16 protein-coding genes and 1 riboswitch are annotated in these 18,142 nt (G+C 74.1%); of the genes, 8 read left to right on the top strand and 8 right to left on the bottom strand.

The genetic code is table 11. The features are described from left to right. Positions 1 to 56: 56 nt before the first annotated feature. From ACFWPT_RS19605 to ACFWPT_RS19590, 4 genes are all read right to left on the bottom strand, one after another. Complete coding sequence (locus tag ACFWPT_RS19605) at positions 57 to 1,334, bottom strand: bifunctional 3,4-dihydroxy-2-butanone-4-phosphate synthase/GTP cyclohydrolase II (protein WP_380424032.1); 1,278 nt, start codon at positions 1,332 to 1,334, stop codon at positions 57 to 59. Then, complete coding sequence (locus tag ACFWPT_RS19600) at positions 1,331 to 1,918, bottom strand: nicotinamide riboside transporter PnuC (RefSeq protein ID WP_380483154.1); 588 nt, start codon at positions 1,916 to 1,918, stop codon at positions 1,331 to 1,333. Before ACFWPT_RS19600 ends, ACFWPT_RS19605 begins: the two co-directional genes overlap by 4 nt. A gap of 56 nt (positions 1,919 to 1,974) precedes the next feature. Beyond that, positions 1,975 to 2,637, bottom strand: coding sequence for a riboflavin synthase (locus ACFWPT_RS19595; protein ID WP_380483083.1), 663 nt, complete (start codon positions 2,635 to 2,637; stop codon positions 1,975 to 1,977). 208 nt (positions 2,638 to 2,845) lie between these two features. Next, positions 2,846 to 2,973: riboswitch (FMN riboswitch) on the bottom strand. 197 nt (positions 2,974 to 3,170) lie between these two features. Beyond that, a complete protein-coding gene (locus tag ACFWPT_RS19590) occupies positions 3,171 to 3,485 on the bottom strand; it encodes an antibiotic biosynthesis monooxygenase (protein WP_159398348.1) in 315 nt (104 codons plus the stop codon). Between the two features lie 141 nt (positions 3,486 to 3,626). Here ACFWPT_RS19590 and ACFWPT_RS19585 point away from each other — a divergent pair, with 141 nt between their 5' ends. After that, positions 3,627 to 4,322: an MSMEG_1061 family FMN-dependent PPOX-type flavoprotein gene (locus ACFWPT_RS19585; RefSeq protein WP_380483081.1), complete on the top strand. Its 696-nt coding sequence runs from the start codon at positions 3,627 to 3,629 to the stop codon at positions 4,320 to 4,322. A gap of 43 nt (positions 4,323 to 4,365) precedes the next feature. On the opposite strand, the gene ACFWPT_RS19580 is transcribed toward ACFWPT_RS19585, so the two are convergent. Then, positions 4,366 to 4,554: a DUF1508 domain-containing protein gene (locus ACFWPT_RS19580; RefSeq protein ID WP_063346479.1), complete on the bottom strand. Its 189-nt coding sequence runs from the start codon at positions 4,552 to 4,554 to the stop codon at positions 4,366 to 4,368. Positions 4,555 to 4,721: 167 nt separating this feature from the next. Here ACFWPT_RS19580 and ACFWPT_RS19575 point away from each other — a divergent pair, with 167 nt between their 5' ends. The 5 genes from ACFWPT_RS19575 to ACFWPT_RS19555 all read left to right on the top strand — a co-directional run bounded on the left by ACFWPT_RS19575 (position 4,722) and on the right by ACFWPT_RS19555 (position 10,086). After that, complete coding sequence (locus ACFWPT_RS19575) at positions 4,722 to 5,135, top strand: HIT family protein (protein WP_380483079.1); 414 nt, start codon at positions 4,722 to 4,724, stop codon at positions 5,133 to 5,135. Between the two features lie 257 nt (positions 5,136 to 5,392). Continuing rightward, complete coding sequence (locus ACFWPT_RS19570; RefSeq protein WP_380483152.1) at positions 5,393 to 6,460, top strand: glycoside hydrolase family 19 protein; 1,068 nt, start codon at positions 5,393 to 5,395, stop codon at positions 6,458 to 6,460. A gap of 191 nt (positions 6,461 to 6,651) precedes the next feature. After that, the gene (locus ACFWPT_RS19565) at positions 6,652 to 7,728 is read left to right on the top strand and encodes a serine hydrolase domain-containing protein (RefSeq protein WP_380483077.1); all 1,077 of its coding nucleotides are present in this window, start codon (positions 6,652 to 6,654) and stop codon (positions 7,726 to 7,728) included. 164 nt (positions 7,729 to 7,892) lie between these two features. Beyond that, positions 7,893 to 8,699, top strand: a complete 807-nt coding sequence (locus ACFWPT_RS19560; protein WP_363369716.1) for a hypothetical protein — start codon at positions 7,893 to 7,895, stop codon at positions 8,697 to 8,699. Between the two features lie 199 nt (positions 8,700 to 8,898). Continuing rightward, a complete protein-coding gene (locus tag ACFWPT_RS19555) occupies positions 8,899 to 10,086 on the top strand; it encodes an alpha/beta hydrolase family protein (protein WP_380483074.1) in 1,188 nt (395 codons plus the stop codon). A 98-nt stretch (positions 10,087 to 10,184) separates the two neighbouring features. On the opposite strand, the gene ACFWPT_RS19550 is transcribed toward ACFWPT_RS19555, so the two are convergent. Further along, positions 10,185 to 10,727, bottom strand: a complete 543-nt coding sequence (locus ACFWPT_RS19550) for a winged helix-turn-helix transcriptional regulator (protein ID WP_380483072.1) — start codon at positions 10,725 to 10,727, stop codon at positions 10,185 to 10,187. Positions 10,728 to 10,848: 121 nt separating this feature from the next. On the opposite strand from ACFWPT_RS19550, the gene ACFWPT_RS19545 reads away from it, so the two are divergent. Then, entirely contained in the window at positions 10,849 to 12,351 is a 1,503-nt protein-coding gene (locus ACFWPT_RS19545; protein ID WP_380376545.1) for an MFS transporter, read from the top strand. Positions 12,352 to 12,420: 69 nt separating this feature from the next. Beyond that, a complete protein-coding gene (locus ACFWPT_RS19540; RefSeq protein ID WP_380483070.1) occupies positions 12,421 to 16,101 on the top strand; it encodes a SpoIIE family protein phosphatase in 3,681 nt (1,226 codons plus the stop codon). Positions 16,102 to 16,155: 54 nt separating this feature from the next. On the opposite strand, the gene ACFWPT_RS19535 is transcribed toward ACFWPT_RS19540, so the two are convergent. Together ACFWPT_RS19535 and ACFWPT_RS19530 are read right to left on the bottom strand one after the other, a co-directional pair. Continuing rightward, positions 16,156 to 17,223: an S-adenosylmethionine:tRNA ribosyltransferase-isomerase gene (locus ACFWPT_RS19535; RefSeq protein ID WP_380483068.1), complete on the bottom strand. Its 1,068-nt coding sequence runs from the start codon at positions 17,221 to 17,223 to the stop codon at positions 16,156 to 16,158. Further along, complete coding sequence (locus ACFWPT_RS19530) at positions 17,220 to 17,969, bottom strand: SDR family NAD(P)-dependent oxidoreductase (RefSeq protein ID WP_363369728.1); 750 nt, start codon at positions 17,967 to 17,969, stop codon at positions 17,220 to 17,222. Before ACFWPT_RS19530 ends, ACFWPT_RS19535 begins: the two co-directional genes overlap by 4 nt. Positions 17,970 to 18,142 lie beyond the last annotated feature (173 nt).

Genomic DNA, 18,142 nt, shown 5'->3' with positions numbered 1-18,142 from the left:
CCGTCGTCATGGGGTGCGTGGGGTGTGGGGTGTGGTGCGTGGGGCGCGGGGTGGGTTCAGGAGTCGAGGCCGGGCAGGTCGTGGCCCATCCGGTCACGCTTGGTGCGCAGGTAGCGCAGGTTGTGCTCACCCGGCGCGATCTCGACCGCTTCGCGCCCCTTGACCTTGAGGCCGTGCTCGGTGAGCGCGGTGAGCTTCTCCGGGTTGTTGGTGAGCAGGGTGAGCGAGCGGACGCCGAGGTCCACCAGCATCTGCGCCGCGATGCTGTAGTCGCGGGCGTCGGCCGGCAGGCCGAGGTCGAGGTTGGCGTCGACGGTGTCGCGCCCCTGCTCCTGGAGTTCGTAGGCGCGCAGCTTGTGGGCCAGGCCGATCCCCCGGCCCTCGTGGCCGCGCAGGTAGAGCACCACTCCGCGGCCGGACTCGGCGACCTTGTGCAGCGAGGCCTCCAGCTGGGGGCCGCAGTCGCAGCGCAGCGAGCCGAAGACGTCGCCGGTCAGGCACTCGGAGTGGACCCGGACCACGACGTCCTCGCCCTCGGGCAGCCGGCCGTCGGCGCCGAGGCCGCCGGCCACCAGCGCGATGTGCTCGACGCCGTCGATGGTGCCCTGGTAGCCGACCGCGGTGAACTCGCCGTGGACGGTGGGCAGGGCGGTCACGGCGGCCCGGTCGACGTGCAGTTCGGTGCGGCGGCGGTAGGCGATCAGGTCCTCGATGGAGATGATCGCGAGGCCGTGCTCGCGGGCGAAGGCGACCAGCTCGGGCAGCCGGGCCATGGTGCCGTCGTCGTTGACCACCTCGGCGATCGCACCGGCCGGCGGCAGTCCGGCGAGCCGGGCCAGGTCGACGGCGGCCTCGGTGTGGCCGGGGCGCACCAGCACGCCGCCCTCCACCGCGCGCAGCGGGAACACGTGCCCGGGGCGGGTGAGGTCGCCGGGCTCGGTGCCGGGCGAGGACAGCAGCCGGACGGTGCGGGCGCGGTCGGCGGCGGAGATGCCGGTGTCGACCCCCTCCCGGGCGTCCACCGAGACGGTGTACGCGGTGCCCTTGCGGTCCTCGTTGACCTGGGTCATCGGCGGCAGCTTGAGCCGGTCCAGCTCCTCGCCGGTCAGCGGGGCGCAGATCACGCCGGAGCTGTAGCGGATGGTGAAGGCCATCAGCTCCGGGGTGGCGGCGGAGGCGGCGAAGACGATGTCGCCCTCGTTCTCACGGTCCTCGTCGTCGACCACGATCACGGCGCGGCCGAGGGCGATGTCGGCGATCGCGCGCTCGACCGGGTCGAGGACGAGCTCGGGTGCCACCTCGCGGTCGCGGTCGGCGGTGTGGTTCTCGGTCATACCGTGGCTCCCTGCGGGACGTTGGCGGAGTTGACGCGCGGCTCACGGCTGCTCAGCCACCACGAGCGCAGGCCGAGCAGCACCAGGACGAAGTAGATCGAGTAGGTGAGGCCGGAGAAGGGGTAGCCGTTGTTGAAGGCGAGCGGGACGCCGACCACGTCGACGGCGATCCAGGCGAACCAGAACTCCAGCCAGCCACGGGCCTGGGCGACCATCGCGGCCAGCGTGCCGACGAAGATGTAGGCGTCCGACCAGGGGCTCCAGGACAGGCTGGGGTGGGCCGTGAACAGCCAGGCCAGCGCGACGGTGCCGGCCGCGGTGCCGACCACCAGGGCGGCCCGCTCCGGCCAGGTGGCGAAGCGGACGGCGATCGTGCCGGTGTCCCGGCGGCCCCGCCGCCACTGGGCCCAGCCCCAGGCGGCGGTGACGAGCACGATCAGCTGTTTGCCGATCAGGCCGGGGACGTGGCCCCCGAGGTAGGCGGCGATCAGCACGGCGCCGGACAGGAGTTGGAGCGGCCAACTCCAGACCGAGCGGCGCCAGCCGAAGGCCAGCCCGGCCAGGCCGAGCAGGTTGCCGAACATGTCGGCCCACTTCACGTGCTCGCCGAAGACGGTGAACGCTTCTCCGCTGAGCCAGTTCACTTGGACTCTCCGGCGATCGTCGGGGGAAGGGTGCGGGAGTCGAGCAGTCGCTCGACGTACTTGGCGAGCACGTCCACTTCGAGGTTGACGCTCTCGCCGACGGCCTTGGCGCCGAGCGAGGTCAGCGCGAGGGTCGTGGGGATGAGGCTGACGGTGAAGCTGTCCCGGGCGGCCTCCACCACGGTGAGGCTGACGCCGTCGACCGTGATCGAGCCCTTCTCCACCAGGTAGCGGGAGATGGTGTCGGGCAGCGAGAAGCGCAGCACCTCCCAGCGCAGGTCGCCGGCCGCGTCGCGCTCGCCGGGCTCGCGGCCCAACAGCGTGCCGGTGGCGTCGACATGGCCCTGGACGAGGTGGCCGCCGAGCCGGTCGCCGAGCGCCATGGCGCGCTCCAGGTTGACCCGGGAGCCGGGCTTCAACTCGCCGAGGCTGGAGCGGTGCAGCGTCTCGGCCATCACGTCGGCGCTGAACTCGCCCGTATCGGCCGCCAGTTGGTCCGGGCTGTCGACGACGGTCAGGCAGACGCCGTTGACCGCGATGGAGTCGCCGTGCCGCGCACCCGTACAGACCACCGGGCCGCGCAGGCGGATTCGCGAGGAGTCGCCGATCTCCTCGATCGACACGACCTCGCCGAGCTCTTCGATGATGCCGGTGAACACCCGGGTTCTCCTCGCGCTTGGGGGCGCGGACTCCGGGGCGGCATGGGAGATGACACGGACGGGCAACGGCGCGCGAGCCGACGGCACGACCCGTCGCCGGGATGCCGAGGCCGCCGGGAGATCGCTCGCCCGGCCCGGGAGACACCTCTCCCGCCGTTCACCTGGCCGTGGTCCACCGGGGGACCACGGATACTGCTCTTCGTCCGCCCGCGCACGCCTCCCATCCGGACTTTAACCGTCGGTCCAGGAATTTCACCTGGTCAACCGGCCGCTGGCTGCGGACGGGTCGCGGACTGTAACCGCCGGTTCGGATTTTCACCGACCCCGGAGTGCGCTGAACGTCACTGCTGTTGGGGTCATTCTGCCACGACGCGCGCAAGGCCAGGGAGAGCCTTCCGCTGTGGCCTGTTTCACGCGGATGCGGGGAATGTGCGGCCGGGTGGTAGGTGACGCCCACAACGTGGCGGTCGCCTACGGAGGGTGGCAGGCACGTACGGAGGGTAGTGGGTACGGCCGGAGCGCGGCGGGTGCGGTCAGAGCGTGGCGGGTGCGGCGATCGACGTGAAGTGGGTGACCACCGGCGGGTGCGCGAGGTAGCACAGCTCGCCCTCCGACCAGACCGGCCGGATCCGCCACATCGGCCCCGCGTACCCGCGCAGGGCCGCCTCGTCGCGCCAGCGGCTCACCACGAGCACCCGGTGTCCGTCCTCGGTCACCGAGCGCAGCAGTTCGCCGCCCAGGCAACCGTCGGTCCGCCCGAGCTGCGGGATCACCTGGGTTGTCAGCAGCACACAGAATTCCTCGATGCGACCGGCCAGGACCTGCCCGGCCCAGATCCTCACGATCACGACCACCACCTCCGAGCGGAGCGCCTGGCCCCATTATCAGCGTAAAACCGCTGGTGGGGAGGGGTGGCGGGGAAGCTTTACCGAGGGGTGCACCGCCCGGCGGCCAGGCGCTCCGGAAAGGGGTTCGGCTAGATTTCCGGTATGACCAGCACACCGGAATCTGTCATTGCGTCAACCACCGCTCCGGACATGCCGGGCAGCCTGTTCGCCGCCCTCAGCGCAGGGGCGCTGACCGACCCGGCGCAGCTGCGCGAGATCTACGAGCAGCCCGGCGAGCACGCGCGCCGCAAGCAGGTCGACCACCTGCACGAGGTCGCGCGGCGGCTGATCGCCTGCTCCTCGCTGGTGTTCGTGGCGAGCTCGGACGCCGCCGGGCGCTGCGACGTCTCCCCGCGCGGCGGGCCGGCCGGGGTGGTCTCCGTCCTCGACGAGCACACCCTGGCCATCCCGGACGCCACCGGCAACAAGCGGTTGGACACCCTGCACAACATCCTGGAGAACGGCCGGGTCGGGCTGCTCTTCGTGGTCCCGGGCCGGGACACCACGCTGCGGGTCAACGGGCGGGCCTGCATCTCCACCGACCCGGAGCTGCTGCGGCAGCTGACCGCCGTCGGCAAGCCCCCGCGCAGCGCGATCGTGGTGGCCGTCGAGGAGGTGTACGCGCACTGCCCGAAGGCCTTCCTGCGCGGCTCGGCGTGGAAGCCGGAGAACTGGCCGGCCAAGGACGCGCAGCCGACCTCGGCCGAGATCACCCTCTCGCACCTGCGGGACGAGTCGCTGACCGTCGAGATGATCGAGCAGACCGAGCGGGAGGCGCTGCTCTACCGCTACGAGTGACGAACGGTGCGGGCGGGCGTGGCGCGCTCGGCGCTCGGCGTGCTCAGGCGGCCTTGGGCACGTCCACCACCGGAGCGTCGCTGGCCGCCCGCTGGACGGCCTCGACGCCCTTGTGGGCGGCCTCCTTGCTGGAGTAGCCCTGGCCTGTGGCGACGATCTCGCCGTTGCCCGCCTTGAGCCGGAACCGGTACTTGCCGCCGGCGTCCTCGTAGACCTCGAACTTGCCCGCCATCGGGCCACCTCCTCGTACGGCGCGCGGCGCGCCTCTGGTCGACCCCCTCCAGCACCGTGCGCCCCCCGACCGGGCGGCCGCACCTGCTCGGCGGCCGGACGGGTGACGCCCCGCAACCGCGCGATCGCGGAAGTGCCGGGGCGGCCGCCGGTGGATTGAATGGACGGATGGACTGCGTCTTCTGTGCGGTGGTGGCGGGCGAGGAGCCCGCGCACCGAGTGCTGGACGACGAGGCGGCGGTGGCCTTCCTGGACCGGCGGCCGCTGTTCCCCGGCCACGTGCTGGTCGTCCCGCGCACCCACCGCCGCACCCTGGCGGACCTGCCGGCCGCCGAGGTGGGGCCGTTCTTCCTCCAGGTGCAGCGGGTGGCCGCCGCGGTGGAGCGCGGACTGGGAGCCGCGGGCAGCTTTGTGGCGGCGAACAACCGGATCAGCCAGTCGGTGCCGCATCTGCACGTCCACGTGGTGCCGCGCAATCCGAAGGACGGGCTGCGCGGCTTCTTCTGGCCGCGGGGGAAGTACCCGGACGAGGCGGGGGCGGCGGAGGTCGCGGCCCGGCTGCGGGCGGCGCTCGGGGGCTGAAGGGGGCGGGTCGGGGGCCGATGGGGCTCGCAGGGGCGCCGGGGGCGTGCGCACCGCATTTGTGAGCCGGTTTCACCCACTCTCTTGACAGGTATAGAACACTCCGCTTGAGTCGCCTTCACGGCCCCGCACCGGCCCACACCCCGGTCGGCCGCCCCCCTGGCGCACCCCCGCACGGGACCCGGCTCCCCTGCCCCACTCAAGTCCCTGTCACGACGACGTGCGGCCCCCACCGCACAAGGGGTGATGACGTGTCAATGAAACGCCTGCTCGCGCTGCTCTCCGCCGTGGTCACGGCGCTGGCGGTCGCGGTGCTCCTCCCCGCCTCCGCCAGCGCCGCCGCCTGCGGCACGCCGTGGAGCGCGGCCACCGCCTACACCGGCGGCGCGGCCGTCTCGTACAACGGGCACAACTGGAACGCCAAGTGGTGGACCCAGAACGAGCCCCCGAGCACCGGCGGCACCGGGGTCTGGGCCGACCAGGGCTCCTGCGGCGGGTCCACCGACCCGACGCCGACCCCGACGTCCGGCACCTGCAACTACCCCGCCTGGGTCGCCGGCCGCGCCTACGTCGCCGGCGACATCGTCCGGTACACCAACGGCGGCTACTACCGCGCCACCCACGACAACCCGGGCTACGACCCGGTCATCAGCACCTGGTACTGGGAGCCGTACGGCTGCGGCTCGACCCAGCCGCCCAACCCGGGCGGATTCCCGGTCAGCCAGGCCCAGTTCGACCAGATGTTCCCGGGCCGGAACTCCTTCTACACCTACCAGGGCCTGCTCGACGCGCTCGGCGCCTACCCCGGCTTCGCGGCCACCGGCAGCGACACCGTGCGCCGGCAGGAGGCCGCCGCGTTCCTCGCCAACGTCAGCCACGAGACCGGCGGACTGGTGTACGTGGTCGAGCAGAACACCTCCAACTACCCGCACTACTGCGACACCTCGCAGCCGTACGGGTGCCCGGCCGGGCAGGCCGCGTACTACGGGCGCGGGCCGATCCAGCTGAGCTGGAACTTCAACTACAAGGCCGCCGGCGACGCGCTCGGCATCGACCTGCTGAACAATCCGAACCTGGTGCAGACCGACCCGGCGGTGGCCTGGAAGACCGGCCTCTGGTACTGGAACACCCAGAACGGGCCGGGCACCATGACCGCGCACAACGCCATGGTCAACGGGTACGGCTTCGGTGAGACGATCCGCAGCATCAACGGCTCGCTGGAGTGCAACGGCAACAACACCGCCCAGATGCAGCACCGGATCAGCCTGTACCAGAGCTTCGTCCAGATCCTCGGCACCGTCCCCGGGGGCAACCTGAGCTGCTGACGGCTCGCCCCCGCCCCACCACGCGCCCCGCTACGCCCGGACCGGTCATCACACCGTGGTGCCCGTACGCTGCCGAGCGTAGCGGGACGTACTCATGTGGGGGGCGTCCTCCTGCGGGGGCAGCGGAGGGCGGTTGAAATCGTCGCTCCGGCGGACGACGGGGGTTCGAAGACACGCCCTACGCTCAAGGCATGAACGAACTCGCCGGCCTCGTGCAACAGACCGCCGACCGGCTCGCAGGCCAGCACGTCGGTGCGGTGGTCGCCGGGCTGGCCGGCGGCGCCGTGGAGATCCGCGGCGCCGGGCGGACCGGTCCGGGCGGCGCCGCGCCCGGGCCGCACACCCTGTTCGAAGTCGGTTCCGTCACCAAGGTGTTCACCTCGCTCGTCCTCGCGCGGCTGGTGCTCGCCGACTCCGGCGGGGCCGCCACCGGGCTCGACGAACCGCTCGCCGACGTGCTCGCCGACGTACGGCCCGGCGGTGTCGCCGTCCCGGCCAGGGGCGGGCAGCCGATCACCCTGCGGCACCTCGCCACCCACACCTCCGGGCTCCCCCGGCTGCCCCGGGGCCTGCTGGCGACGGCACTGCTCAATCCCAACAAGCCCGATCCGTACGCCCGTTGCAGCACCGAGTACGTCCTCGCCGGGCTGGCCAGGACGAGACTGCGGGCCAGACCCGGGCGTGGCTTCCGCTACTCCAACCTCGGCGCCGGGCTGCTCGGCCTGGCCCTCGCCCACCGGGCCGGCACCGGCTACGAGGAGCTGGTGGCGCGTGAGATATGCGAGCCGCTGGGGCTGGTGGACACCCACGTGCGCTCGGGCCGGGAGCAGTCCGGGCGGCTGGCGCACGGGCACACCTCCGGCGGGCGGCCCGTGCCGTACTGGGACTTCGCGGACGTCCCCGGTATGGGCGGGCTCCGGTCGACCGCCTCCGACCTGGCGATACTCCTGCGGGCCCAGCTGGCCGCCGACCGCGAGCCGGACGCGCCGCTGGCGCCCGCGATCACCCTCACCCGGGCGACCCGGCACCGGGTCAACCCGTTCGCCTGGATGCACCTGGGGTGGCTCGGCCACCGCCTGCACACCCAGCAGGGCGGCCACCTGCAGATCTGGCACAACGGCGGCACGGGCGGGTTCCGCTCCTTCGTGGCCTTCGATCCGGAGAAGCAGGTGGGGGTGGCGGTGCTGGTCAACACCCGTCGCTCCGCCGATCCGGCCGGGACGGCCCTGCTGCGCACGTTGCAGAACGAGTACGCGACGACGAGCTGAGGCGGCGGGTCCGATCGAGCGGCAGGCCGGGTCGAGTGGAGGACCGGGTGCGGCCGTCGGCGGAGTGAGGTGGAGGATGGGGTGAGTTCGTTTCAGGGCCAAGAGGTACGAATTGGCCCTGTTCGAGGGCGCGGCGGTCGGTCGATGCTGAGGATCTGACAGTCGTGGTTCCGGTTGTGGTGTTCGCTCAGCGGGAGGTGGCCGAGGTGGCGGTGGTGTGGCCCTTGTCGCGGGCTCGGTCGGTCGCGGGCGGCGACGGGCGGCTCGGCCGGGCGGTGCGGGTGTACCGGCGGTTCCGGCCGCTGCCGTGGCGGACGCGGGCCTGGCTGGACGCGGCGGCGGCCGCCGTCGCCGGGGCGGCCTGGCTGGCGAGCGGGGAGTGGTGGCCCGCGCCCGTGGTGGCCGCGGCGGCGATCACGGCCGCGAGCGGGTACGGGCGGCTGCGGCCGGCACCGGGCCTGCGGGCCGTCCGGGTGCACGAGCGCGGGCTGGTGCTGGTCGGGGCGGACGGCGCGGAGCGGCCCCTGCCGTGGAGTGCGGTGGAGGCCACCGAGTACTCCCCCGGCGGGCGGCACGGGGTGGGCGAGCAGGGCCGGATCTGGCTGGTCGGCGCGGACGAACCGCTGGCACTGGCGCAGCTGCGGCGGCTGGACGAGCTGTTCCGGGAGCTCGACGAGCGGCTCCGCCCGACCCTCCGGGCCGCGCTGCACGAGGCGTTGCGCACGGAGGGCGGCGTCCGGTTCGCCCGGGGGCGGCTGACGCTGACGGCCGGCGGGCTGGTGCACCGGCCGCCGCATCCGCTCGCCGCGACGGAGGCGTTCCGGTGGGCGGAGGTGCAGTCCGCGCGGGCCTCGGATCTCGGGGAGCTGGAGATCCGGACGCACTCGGCCGGCCTGCCGCTCACCCTCCCGGTGCCGAACGCCGGTGCGGCGGCGGCCTTCGTCGAGGAGGTCCGGGCCCGGAGCCTCTGACCGGCGAACGGTCCCGGGGGCTGGACTCCCGGACTCGCTGCTCAGCGGCGAGTTCGGCTCCTCAAAGGACCCCCCCGGTCCGGTCCGGCCGGCGTCCGTCCGGCCGACCCCTAAGGGTCCCCGCCCGCACCTCCCGGAAGGGATCTGTACGCCGCTGAGGGGACGTCAACTTCCGCTCCCCCGGCCTACCGTCCCTCACATGAACCGACTTCGCGCCACCGCCGCCGCGGCGGCCCTGCTGCTCACCCTGCCGCTGTCCGTCGCCGCCGCCGTGCCGGCCCTGGCCGCTCCCGCCGCTCCGGCGAACGCCTCCGCCTCCGCTCCCGCCCCGACCGCCGTCCACGTCGACCTGCCGCGCCCGACCGGCCCGTACGCGGTCGGGCAGGAGATCCTGCACCTGGTGGACCAGGACCGCCCGGATCCGTGGGTCCCCTCCGCCGGTCCGCGCCAGCTGATGGTGTCGATGTACTACCCCGCGAAGGCCGGGACGGGCAGCGCGGCCCCGTACATGACCCCTGCGGCCGCCCGGATGCTGCTGGACGGGAAGCTCCCGGGCAACACCATCCCGACCGAGACGGTCACCGGCACCCGGACCTGGGCGAAGTCCGACGCGCGCCCGCAGGGCGGCCACTTCCCGCTGGTGGTGCTGTCGCCGGGCTTCACCATGCCGCGGGCCTCGCTGAGCGGCCTCGCCGAGGACCTGACCAGCCGCGGGTACGTCGTCGCGCTGGTCGACCACACCTACGAGAACACCGGGACGACGTTCCCCGACGGGCAGACCCTCCCGTGCCTGCTGTGCAACAAGCTGACGACCCCGGAGTCCTGGGCGGCCGTGGACAACAGCCGGGCGAAGGACGTCTCCTTCGTCCTCGACCAGCTGACCGCCCGCCCCCACCCGGCGTGGCGCTACGCCCGCATGATCGACCGCGACCGGATCGGGATGGCCGGGCACTCGGCCGGCGGCGCCTCGACCGTCCCGTCCCTGCTCACCGACGACCGGATCCGGGCCGGGGTGGACCTGGACGGCACCATGGACGTCACCGTCCCCGCCTCCGGGATCGGCGGCAAGCCCTTCCTGATGATCGGCCACCCGCTGCCCGACGGCGCCGAGGACAGCAGTTGGACGGAGAGCTGGCCGCACCTCGACGGCTGGAAGCGCTGGTTGACCTTCGCCGGCTCCAACCACGGCACCTTCACCGACTTCCCGCTGTTCTTCGAGAAGCTCAACCTGCCCCAGCCTCCCGGCACCACGATGTCGGGCGAGCGGGGCGTGGAGCTCACCCGCTCGTACGTGGCGGCCTTCTTCGACCTCCAGTTGAAGGGCACGCCGCAGCCGCTCCTCGACGGGCCGACCGCCGCCGATCCGGAGGTGACGTTCCACCCGTAAGCGGAACGCGGTGGGCGCGGTCGTCGGCAGCCTGCCGGCGGCCGCGCCGCCGTCTGTCGCCAGCCGTTCGCCGTTCGCCTTTTGCCGACCGCCGTTCGCTAGGCGGCCGGCGCCGCCGAGGCGATCGGTTCGAGCAGCCGGTGCGGGCGGACCAGGGAGCGGGAGACCGGGTCGTCCCGGTGCGTGCCGCCACGGGCGGGGTTGGGGCGCATCGCGATCCCGGCCGGCGGGACGGGTGCGCCGCCGCACCGCGGGCAGACGCCGACGACGTCCAGGTCGGTGCCGCAGACGGCGTGCGCGAACAGGTGGTGCGGGCCGCCCGCGGTCGCGTGGCGGCCGCCCCAGCGGCTCAACTGGTAGAGCGGCCCCCACAGTTCGAGGCCGGTCCCGGTGAGCAGGTAGCCGTGGCGCAGCGGCGCCTGCTGGTACGGCTCCTTGCGCAGCACCCCGGCCGCGACCAGGGCGTTGAGGCGGGCGGTGAGGACGGCGCGGGGGATGCCGAGGTGGGCGAGGAAGTCGTTGAAGCGCTGCACCCCGTAGAAGGCGTCGCGGAGGATCAGCAGGCTCCAGCGTTCGCCGACCACCTCCAGGGCGCGGGCCAGTGCGCAGTCCTGCTGTTCGTAGTCGGTTCCCAGCGCCATGCGGGTCAGCCTAGTCCACCCGGACAGAGGGTTCAATGAACAGACCAATGGTGGTAGCGTGCCGACCGAGACGAAGGTTCATTCACCAGACCTAAGGTCCGCGCTCCGGAGGGAACACCCCATGTCCCCCGCACCACCCGGCTCCTCCCCCGGCTCCTCCCCCGTCACCGTGCCCGTCACCGCGCCCGCCCGGCCCCGCGCCACCCTGGCCGCCACCGCGGCCGCAACCGCGCTGGTCACCGTCGCCTACACCGCCCCCACCGCCTCGCTCGCCGCCACCGCCCAGGCCGCGCACCTCGGGGCCACCGGCCGGACCTGGATCCTCACCGGCACCCTGGTCGGCATCTCCGCCCTGCTGCTCACCGCCGGAAGCGCCGCCGACGACCACGGCCGCAAGCGGGTCTTCACCTTCGGCGTGCTGCTGTTCGCGGCCGCCGAGGCGCTGGCCGCGCTGGCCCCCGGCGGCGCCGTCTACCTGGCCGCCCGGGTGCTGCTCGGCGTCGCCTCGGCCGCCGTCCTGGCACCCGCGCTCGGCCTGATCAGCCACGCCCACCCGCCCGGACCGGGCCGGATCCGGGCCCTCGGGGTCTGGGGCGCCGCCGTCGGCCTCGGCATCGCCGTCGGCCCGGTGTACGGCGCGCTGGTAGGGCAGTGGGCCGGCTGGCGCGCGGTCAGCGGCGGGATCGCGATCGTCTCGGCCGCCGTGGCGGCGTACGCGGCCACCGTCCTCACCGAGTCCCGGGCCGAACGGCCACGCGCCCTCGATCCGTACGGGGTGCTGACGCTGGCCGCCGGGACGTCCTGCCTGATCGCCGGGCTGGCCGAGGGGCGCGGCGGCTGGGGGCGGCCGGTGGTCGTCGCGCTGCTGGCCCTCGGCGTGCTGCTGCTGGCGCTGTTCGGGCTGGTCGAGGCGAAGACCCGGGAGCCGATGCTGGACCTCGCACTGTTCCGCAGCCCCGGCTTCGTCGCCGCCACCGTCGGGGCGCTGTTCACCGGGCTCTCGCTGGTCGGCTTCATGAGCTACCTGCCGACCCTGCTCCAGGGCGTCCTGGGCCTGTCCGGCCTGGCCGCGGGCGGGGTGCTGGCGCTCTGGTCGGGCCTGTCGGTGCTGTCCGCGCTCCAGGCGCGGCGGCTGGCGGCGCACCTGTCGGCCACCGCGCAGGTCGCCGTCGGACTCGCGGTCTGCGGCCTCGGCGAGGCGGGCCTGTACGGGCTGGCGCCCGGCTCCGGCTGGCTGCGGCTGGCGCCGGGTCTGGCGGTGGCGGGCGTCGGCAGCGGGGTGCTCAACGCGGCGCTGGCCCGGCTGGCCGTCAGCAGCGTCCCGGCGCACCGGGCGGCCATGGGCTCGGGTGCCAACAACACCTCCCGGTACCTGGGCTCGGCGCTCGGCGTCGCGGTCACCGTGGCCGTCGCGGGCTCGGCCCGACCGGGCGGCCCCGGCCGGGAGGCCGCCGCCCGCGCCCTGGCGGCGGGCACCGACCGGGCCGTCCTGGTCGCCGCCGCCCTGTGCCTCGTCGGCGCGCTGCTCGCCCTGGCCGCCCGCACCGCCGAAGTCCGAGGCGCCGAAGCCCGGCGAGCCCTTCCCGGAGCGCCCGCTGCCGCACCGGTGAGCCCGCTACGGTGAGCGGCCCGCCGGGGCCGCGTGCGAAGATGGCAGGGCTGGTGGGGACGATCTCCGGACGGTTCTCTGGCCATGGTGAACGACAACGAGCACCACCAGGGCGAGCCGCAACAGGACGCCCTGCTGATGGTGCCGATCGCGACGGCGCTGATCGAGGCCGACGGCCGGATCCTGCACTGGAGCGGCGACGCGGAGGCACTGCTCGGCTACTCCCCGGGGCAGGCGGTCGGGGCCAGGGCCGCCAAGTTGCTGACCTCCGAGGAGCAGCGGCCCGAGGTGCTGGAGCTGTTCCAGCAGATCCTGAACGGCCGGCCCTGGTCCGGCGTGTTCCCGGTCCGGCACCGGGACGGGCACCTGGTGAACCTGGAGTTCCGCACCCATCCGATCACCGGGCCGGACGGCCGCACGCTGGTGCTGGCCGTCGCCTCCGACGTGACCACGCTGCGCCGGATCCAGGCGGACCTGGCGGTGCTCGACGGCTTCTTCACCCAGTCCCCCGTGGGCATGGGCGTCTTCGACCCCGAGCTGCGGTTCGTCCGGCTGAACGAGGCGCTGGCCCGGGCCAACGGCCTGCCCGTCGAGGAGCAGCTCGGCCACCGGCTCACCGAGGTGCTGCCCGGGATCAACGGCGCCGAGGCCGAGGCGGTGATGCGGCGGGTGCTGGAGAGCGGCGAACCGGTGGTGGACACCCGCTCGCACGGCCGCACCCCGGGCGACCCGCAGCGCGACCACGCGTGGTCCGCCTCGTACTTCCGGCTGGAGGAACCCGGCGGCCGGGTGCTCGGCGTGAGTTCCACCGTCATCGACGTCACCGAGCGGTTCCGCGCCGAGGCCCGGGCGGCGCGCGCCCAGGAGCGGCTGGCCCTGCTGGTCGACGCGACCGCCTCCATCGGCACCACGCTCGACCTGCGGCAGACCGCCCGGGAGCTGGCCGACACGATGGTGCCCAGGGTCGCCGACATCAGCGGGGTGTTCGCGCTGGAGGTGCTGGTGGCCGGGCGGAACGTCGAACCGCCCGACCCGGACGCGCCGCAGCTGGTCCGCCGGCTGGCCCTGGCCACCACCGACCCGCTGTACCCGGCCGAGTCACTGCCGGTGGAATCGCTGTACGAGCTGACCCCGGACTCGCCGTACGCCCGGGCGCTGGCCACCGGGCGGACGGTGGTGGTGCCGTCCTGGGAGCTGCCGCTGCTGAGCGAGGCCATCACCGAGAGCCACCGCCGGGCCTACCTCGGCGACCGGCCGCGCTCGGTGCGGATCACCCCGCTGGTCGCGCGCGGCACCACGCTCGGCATGGTGGTGTACTCGCGGCGCGGCGACCGGGAGTCGTTCGCCGAGGCCGACATCACCCTCGGCGACGAGCTGGCCTCGCGGGCCGCCGTCGCGATCGACAACGCCCGGCTGTACCTGCGCCAGCACCAGACCGTCCTGGCCCGGCAGCAGGCGCTGCGCGAGGCGAAGGCCGCCCAGGAGCGGCTGGCGCTGGTCAACGTGGCCTCCGCCCGGATCGGCACCACCCTCGATCTCGCCCAGACCGCACAGGAGTTGGCCGAGGTGGCGACGCCCAGGCTGGCCGACTCCGTGGTGGTGGAGGTGCTGGAGGAACTGGTCCGCGGCGAGCGCGAGGCCCGCGCCCCGGAGGACGGTTCGGCGCTGCTGCGGCGGATGGCCTTCCACTCGGTGCCCGGCTCGACATTGCGGCCGGTCGCCCGGCTCGGCGGGGTGCACCGCTTCGCACCCGGCACGCCGTACGCGTGGAGCCTGGCACACCGCAAGCCGGTCCTGGTGCCGCGGATGGACGCGGAGGGGCTGGCCTGGTTCGCCGACGACCCGGTGCGCGCCGCGGCGGTGCGGGAGCAGAACGTCCACTCCTTCATGGTCGTCCCGCTGATCGCGCGCGGCACCGCGGTCGGCGTCGCGGGCTTCTACCGCACCCTGGTGGAGCGCCCGTACGAGGAGGACGACATGGCGCTGGCCGGCGAGTTGGCGGTGCGGGCCGCCGTGTCGATCGACAACGCACTGCTGTTCACCCGCGAGCGGGACGCGGCCGCCGCCCGGCAGCGGGCGCTGGACGCGGCCCGGGCCGCGCAGCAGCGGCTGTCACTGCTCAACGAGGCCAGCACCCGGATCGGCACCACCCTCGATCTGCACCGCACCGCCCAGGAGTTGGTGGAGGTGGTGATCCCGCGCTTCGCCGACTTCGTCACCGTGGACCTGCGCGACGCGGTGCTCGGCGGTGAGGAGCCCGGCCCCGTCCCGGATAACGAGTCGATACTGATGCGGGCGGTGGCGGTCGGCGAAGCGACCCGGGACGGCACCATGACGGCGGCCTCCGACCAGGTCGGCGAGACCTCGCAGTCCGCCCAGTTGTACGCGCAGAGCCTGCGCACCCGGCGCTCGATCCTGGTCTCCGAGGTGACCGAGGAGGAGATGCGCCGGATCGCCGCCTCGCCCGACCGGGTCCAGCCGGGGCTGGCCGCCGGGGTGCACTCGTACCTGATGGTGCCGCTGGTGGCGCGCGGACTCGTACTGGGCGGCGCGGAGTTCGTCCGCACCCGCAACCCGGAGCCGTTCGGCCCGGAGGACCGCTCGCTGGCCGAGGAACTCGCCGCGCGCACCGCCCTCGCGATCGACAACGCCCGGCTCTACCGGCGCGAGCGGGACACCGCGCTCACCCTCCAGCGCAGCCTGCTGCCGCAGGAGATCCACCGCACGCTCGGCCTGGACCTCGCCTACCGCTACCTGCCCAGCAGCGTGGTCAGCGAGGTCGGCGGCGACTGGTTCGACGTCGTGCCGCTCTCCTCGGGGCGGGTCGCGCTGATCGTCGGCGACGTGATGGGCCACGGCATCCGGGCCGCCGCGACGATGGGCCAACTGCGCACCGTCGCCCGAACGTTGATCACCCTGGACTTGGACCCGGAGCGCGTCCTGCACCGGCTGGACGAGGCCTCCAGCGCGCTCGGCGAGGGCCAGTTCGCCACCTGCGTCTGCGTGGTGTACGACCCGGTGGACCGCCACTGCACCGCCGCCTGCGCCGGCCACCTGCCGCCCGTCGTCGCCGATCCGCAGGGGCGGGCGCACCTGGTCGAACTGCCGCCCGGCGCACCGCTCGGCGTCGGCGGAGTCCCGTTCGAGAGCGTGGAGTTCACCCTCCCCGAGGAGGCCATCCTGGTGCTCTACACCGACGGGCTGGTCGAGCGCCGGGGCCACGACATCGACGAGGGACTGCAGTTGCTCTGCCGGACGGTCGCCGACCGGCGCCGCTCGCTGGAGCAGACCTGCGACGCCGTCCTGGCCGAACTCACCGGCCCCACCAGCGAGGACGACATCGCCGTCATCATGGCGCAGGTCCGGCCGGTCGGCGCGGACCGGATCGCCAGCCTGCCGCTCACCGGCGACCGCGCGATGGTCGCCCACTCGCGCCGCTTCACCCGCGAGACGCTGGCCGCCTGGGGCCTCGAAGCGCTCGCCGACTGGGCCGAACTGCTCACCAGCGAGCTGATCACCAACGCCCTGGTGCACGCCGGATCCCCCACCCAGCTGCGGCTGTTCTGCAACCGGGCGCTCACCGTCGAGGTCGCCGACCAGGAGAGCGAGACGCCCCGGATCCGGCGCGCCCGCGCCGAGGACGAGGGCGGGCGCGGCATCCACCTGGTCAACGAGCTCGCGCACCGCTGGGGCAGCCGCCGCACCGGGGACGGCAAGGTGGTCTGGTTCGAGCTGGAACTGCCCCCGGGCAGCCCGTCCGAGTGATCCGGCCCGCGACCGGGTGGCGCGGCCTACGACCGGGAGGCACGGCCCGCGGGCTCAGTCCGGCAGGAGCAGGTTCACGTCGCCGAACTCGTGCCAGAGGTAACGGTGCTGGACGGCAGCCCGGTAGCACTCGGCGAGCAGGGGCCGCCCGGCGACGGCGGCCAGCATCAGCAGGTGCGAGGCGCGGGGCTCGTGCCAGCCGGTGAGCAGGCCGTCGACCGCGCGCACCCCGCGCTCCGGGGTGATCACCAACTCCGTCCAGCCGTCCGCCTCCTGGACGGTGCCGTCCGGCGCGGCGGCCGACTCCAGGGCGCGCACCACCGTGGTGCCGACGGCGATCACCCGCCCGCCGCCGGCCCGCACATGGCCGACCAGGCGGGCGGTGGCCGCCGGGACGTGGAACCGCTCGGCGTACGGCGCCTCGTGCGCCTCCGGCGAGGCCACCCCGGTGTGCAGTGTGACCGGCGCGACCAGCACCCCGCGACCCGCCAGCCGGGCCACCACCTCCGCGCTGAACGGCCTTGCGGCGCTGGGCATCTCGCTGCTGCCGGGGGCGGTCGCGAAGACCGTCTGGTAGGCCTCGATCGGCCAGTCGCGGTCCACGTAGCCGTACCGGATCGCCTTGCCGTGCGCCTCCAGGTACGGCAACAGCCCTGCTGGAAAGGTGAGTCGGGCGTACCAGAGCCGGGCGGTGAACGGTGCGACCAGCTCGGCCGCGCCGCCGGCGGGCAGCGCCACCCGCAGACCGGGGCGGGCCGGGGAGTCGGCCGGCGGGTAGTAGGCGGCCGCCGACCCCGGCACCACCCGCCGCAACTCCACCAGGTAGGAGCCACGTTGGTCGGGCTGGGCGGAGGAAAGGTGCAGCGCGACCGCCGTACCGTCGGGCAGCCGGCCGGGCAGCGCGGCCGGCAGGGTGGCCGAGTTGTTGACCACCAGCAGGTCACCCGCGCGCAGCACCCCGGGCAGCTCGGTGAAGCGGTGGTGCTCGACGCTCCCCCGGTCGCGCCGGCCGACCAGCATCCGCACGCCGTCGCGCGCCCCGCCGCGCGCCTCCGCCGGTGCCCGGGCGGAGAGTTCGGGCGGCACGGCGACGTCGAGGCCGAGGTCCGCCAGTCCGGTCATCGCCCACCCCGGGCCGCGGCCCTCAGGTCCTCGACGCGGTAGCGGCCGGAAGGGGCGCGGTCGTGCAGCAGTCCGAGCAGGACCGGCACCACCTCCTCGGGCAGCGGCTCGCCGGAGATGTCCTCACCGGGGCTGGCCTCCTGCAACATCCCGGTGCGCATGCTTCCCGGGTCCACCGCCCACACCCGCAACTCCGGCTCCTCGCGGGCGAGTACGGCGGTGGCGAGGTCGAGCGCCGCCTTGCTGGCGCCGTAGCCGCCCCAGCCTAGATAGGGCACGACCGCGGCGTCCGAACTGATGTTGAGTACGGCCCCGGCGTGGGCGCGCAGCTGCGGCAGGACGAGCTGGGTGAGGGCGATCGGGGCGAGCGCGTTGACCTCGAAGGTCTCCAGCAGGTCCGGCAGCGGGAAGTCGGCCAGCCGGGGCAGCGGTTCGGCGCCGGGCGCGGTGGCGCCGTTGAGCGTACCGGCGTTGTTGACCAGCAGGCTCGCGCCGCCGAGCCCGTCGGCGGCCGCGGTCAGGTGGGCGCGGTGGTCGTCGTCGACGATGGAACCGGGGAGGGCGACGACCTTGGTGACGGCGGCCAGGGCCGCCTCGGCGGCGGCGAGTCCGGCCGCGCCGCGGGCGCTGATCACCAGCTGCCAGCCGTCGGCGGCGAGGGCCCGGGCGAGCGCCAGGCCGAGCCCCCGGGAGGCGCCGGTGACCACGGCGACGGGGGCGGGGGCGGTGTGCTGTGCTGCGTTCATGCCCCCACCCTCGCCCCGCAGGGGGCGGCGGCGGATCGGCCACCGGAACCGGGACCCGGTCGTCCGTTGGGCCTAGAGCCAATGCCAGTGACTTTGGTGTGTCTGTCTCGTTGGTTGTGGTGTGGCGAGGGTGGGGCAGGTCAAGTCGTGTGCGGGTGAGCGGTTGTCGGATC

The sequence above is a fragment of the Kitasatospora sp. NPDC058478 genome, assembly GCF_042720345.1.
Taxonomy (GTDB): Bacteria; Actinomycetota; Actinomycetes; order Streptomycetales; family Streptomycetaceae; genus Kitasatospora.
The sequence above is the reverse complement of the archived record's forward strand: the minus strand, read 5'-3'. Positions and strand labels throughout refer to the sequence as shown.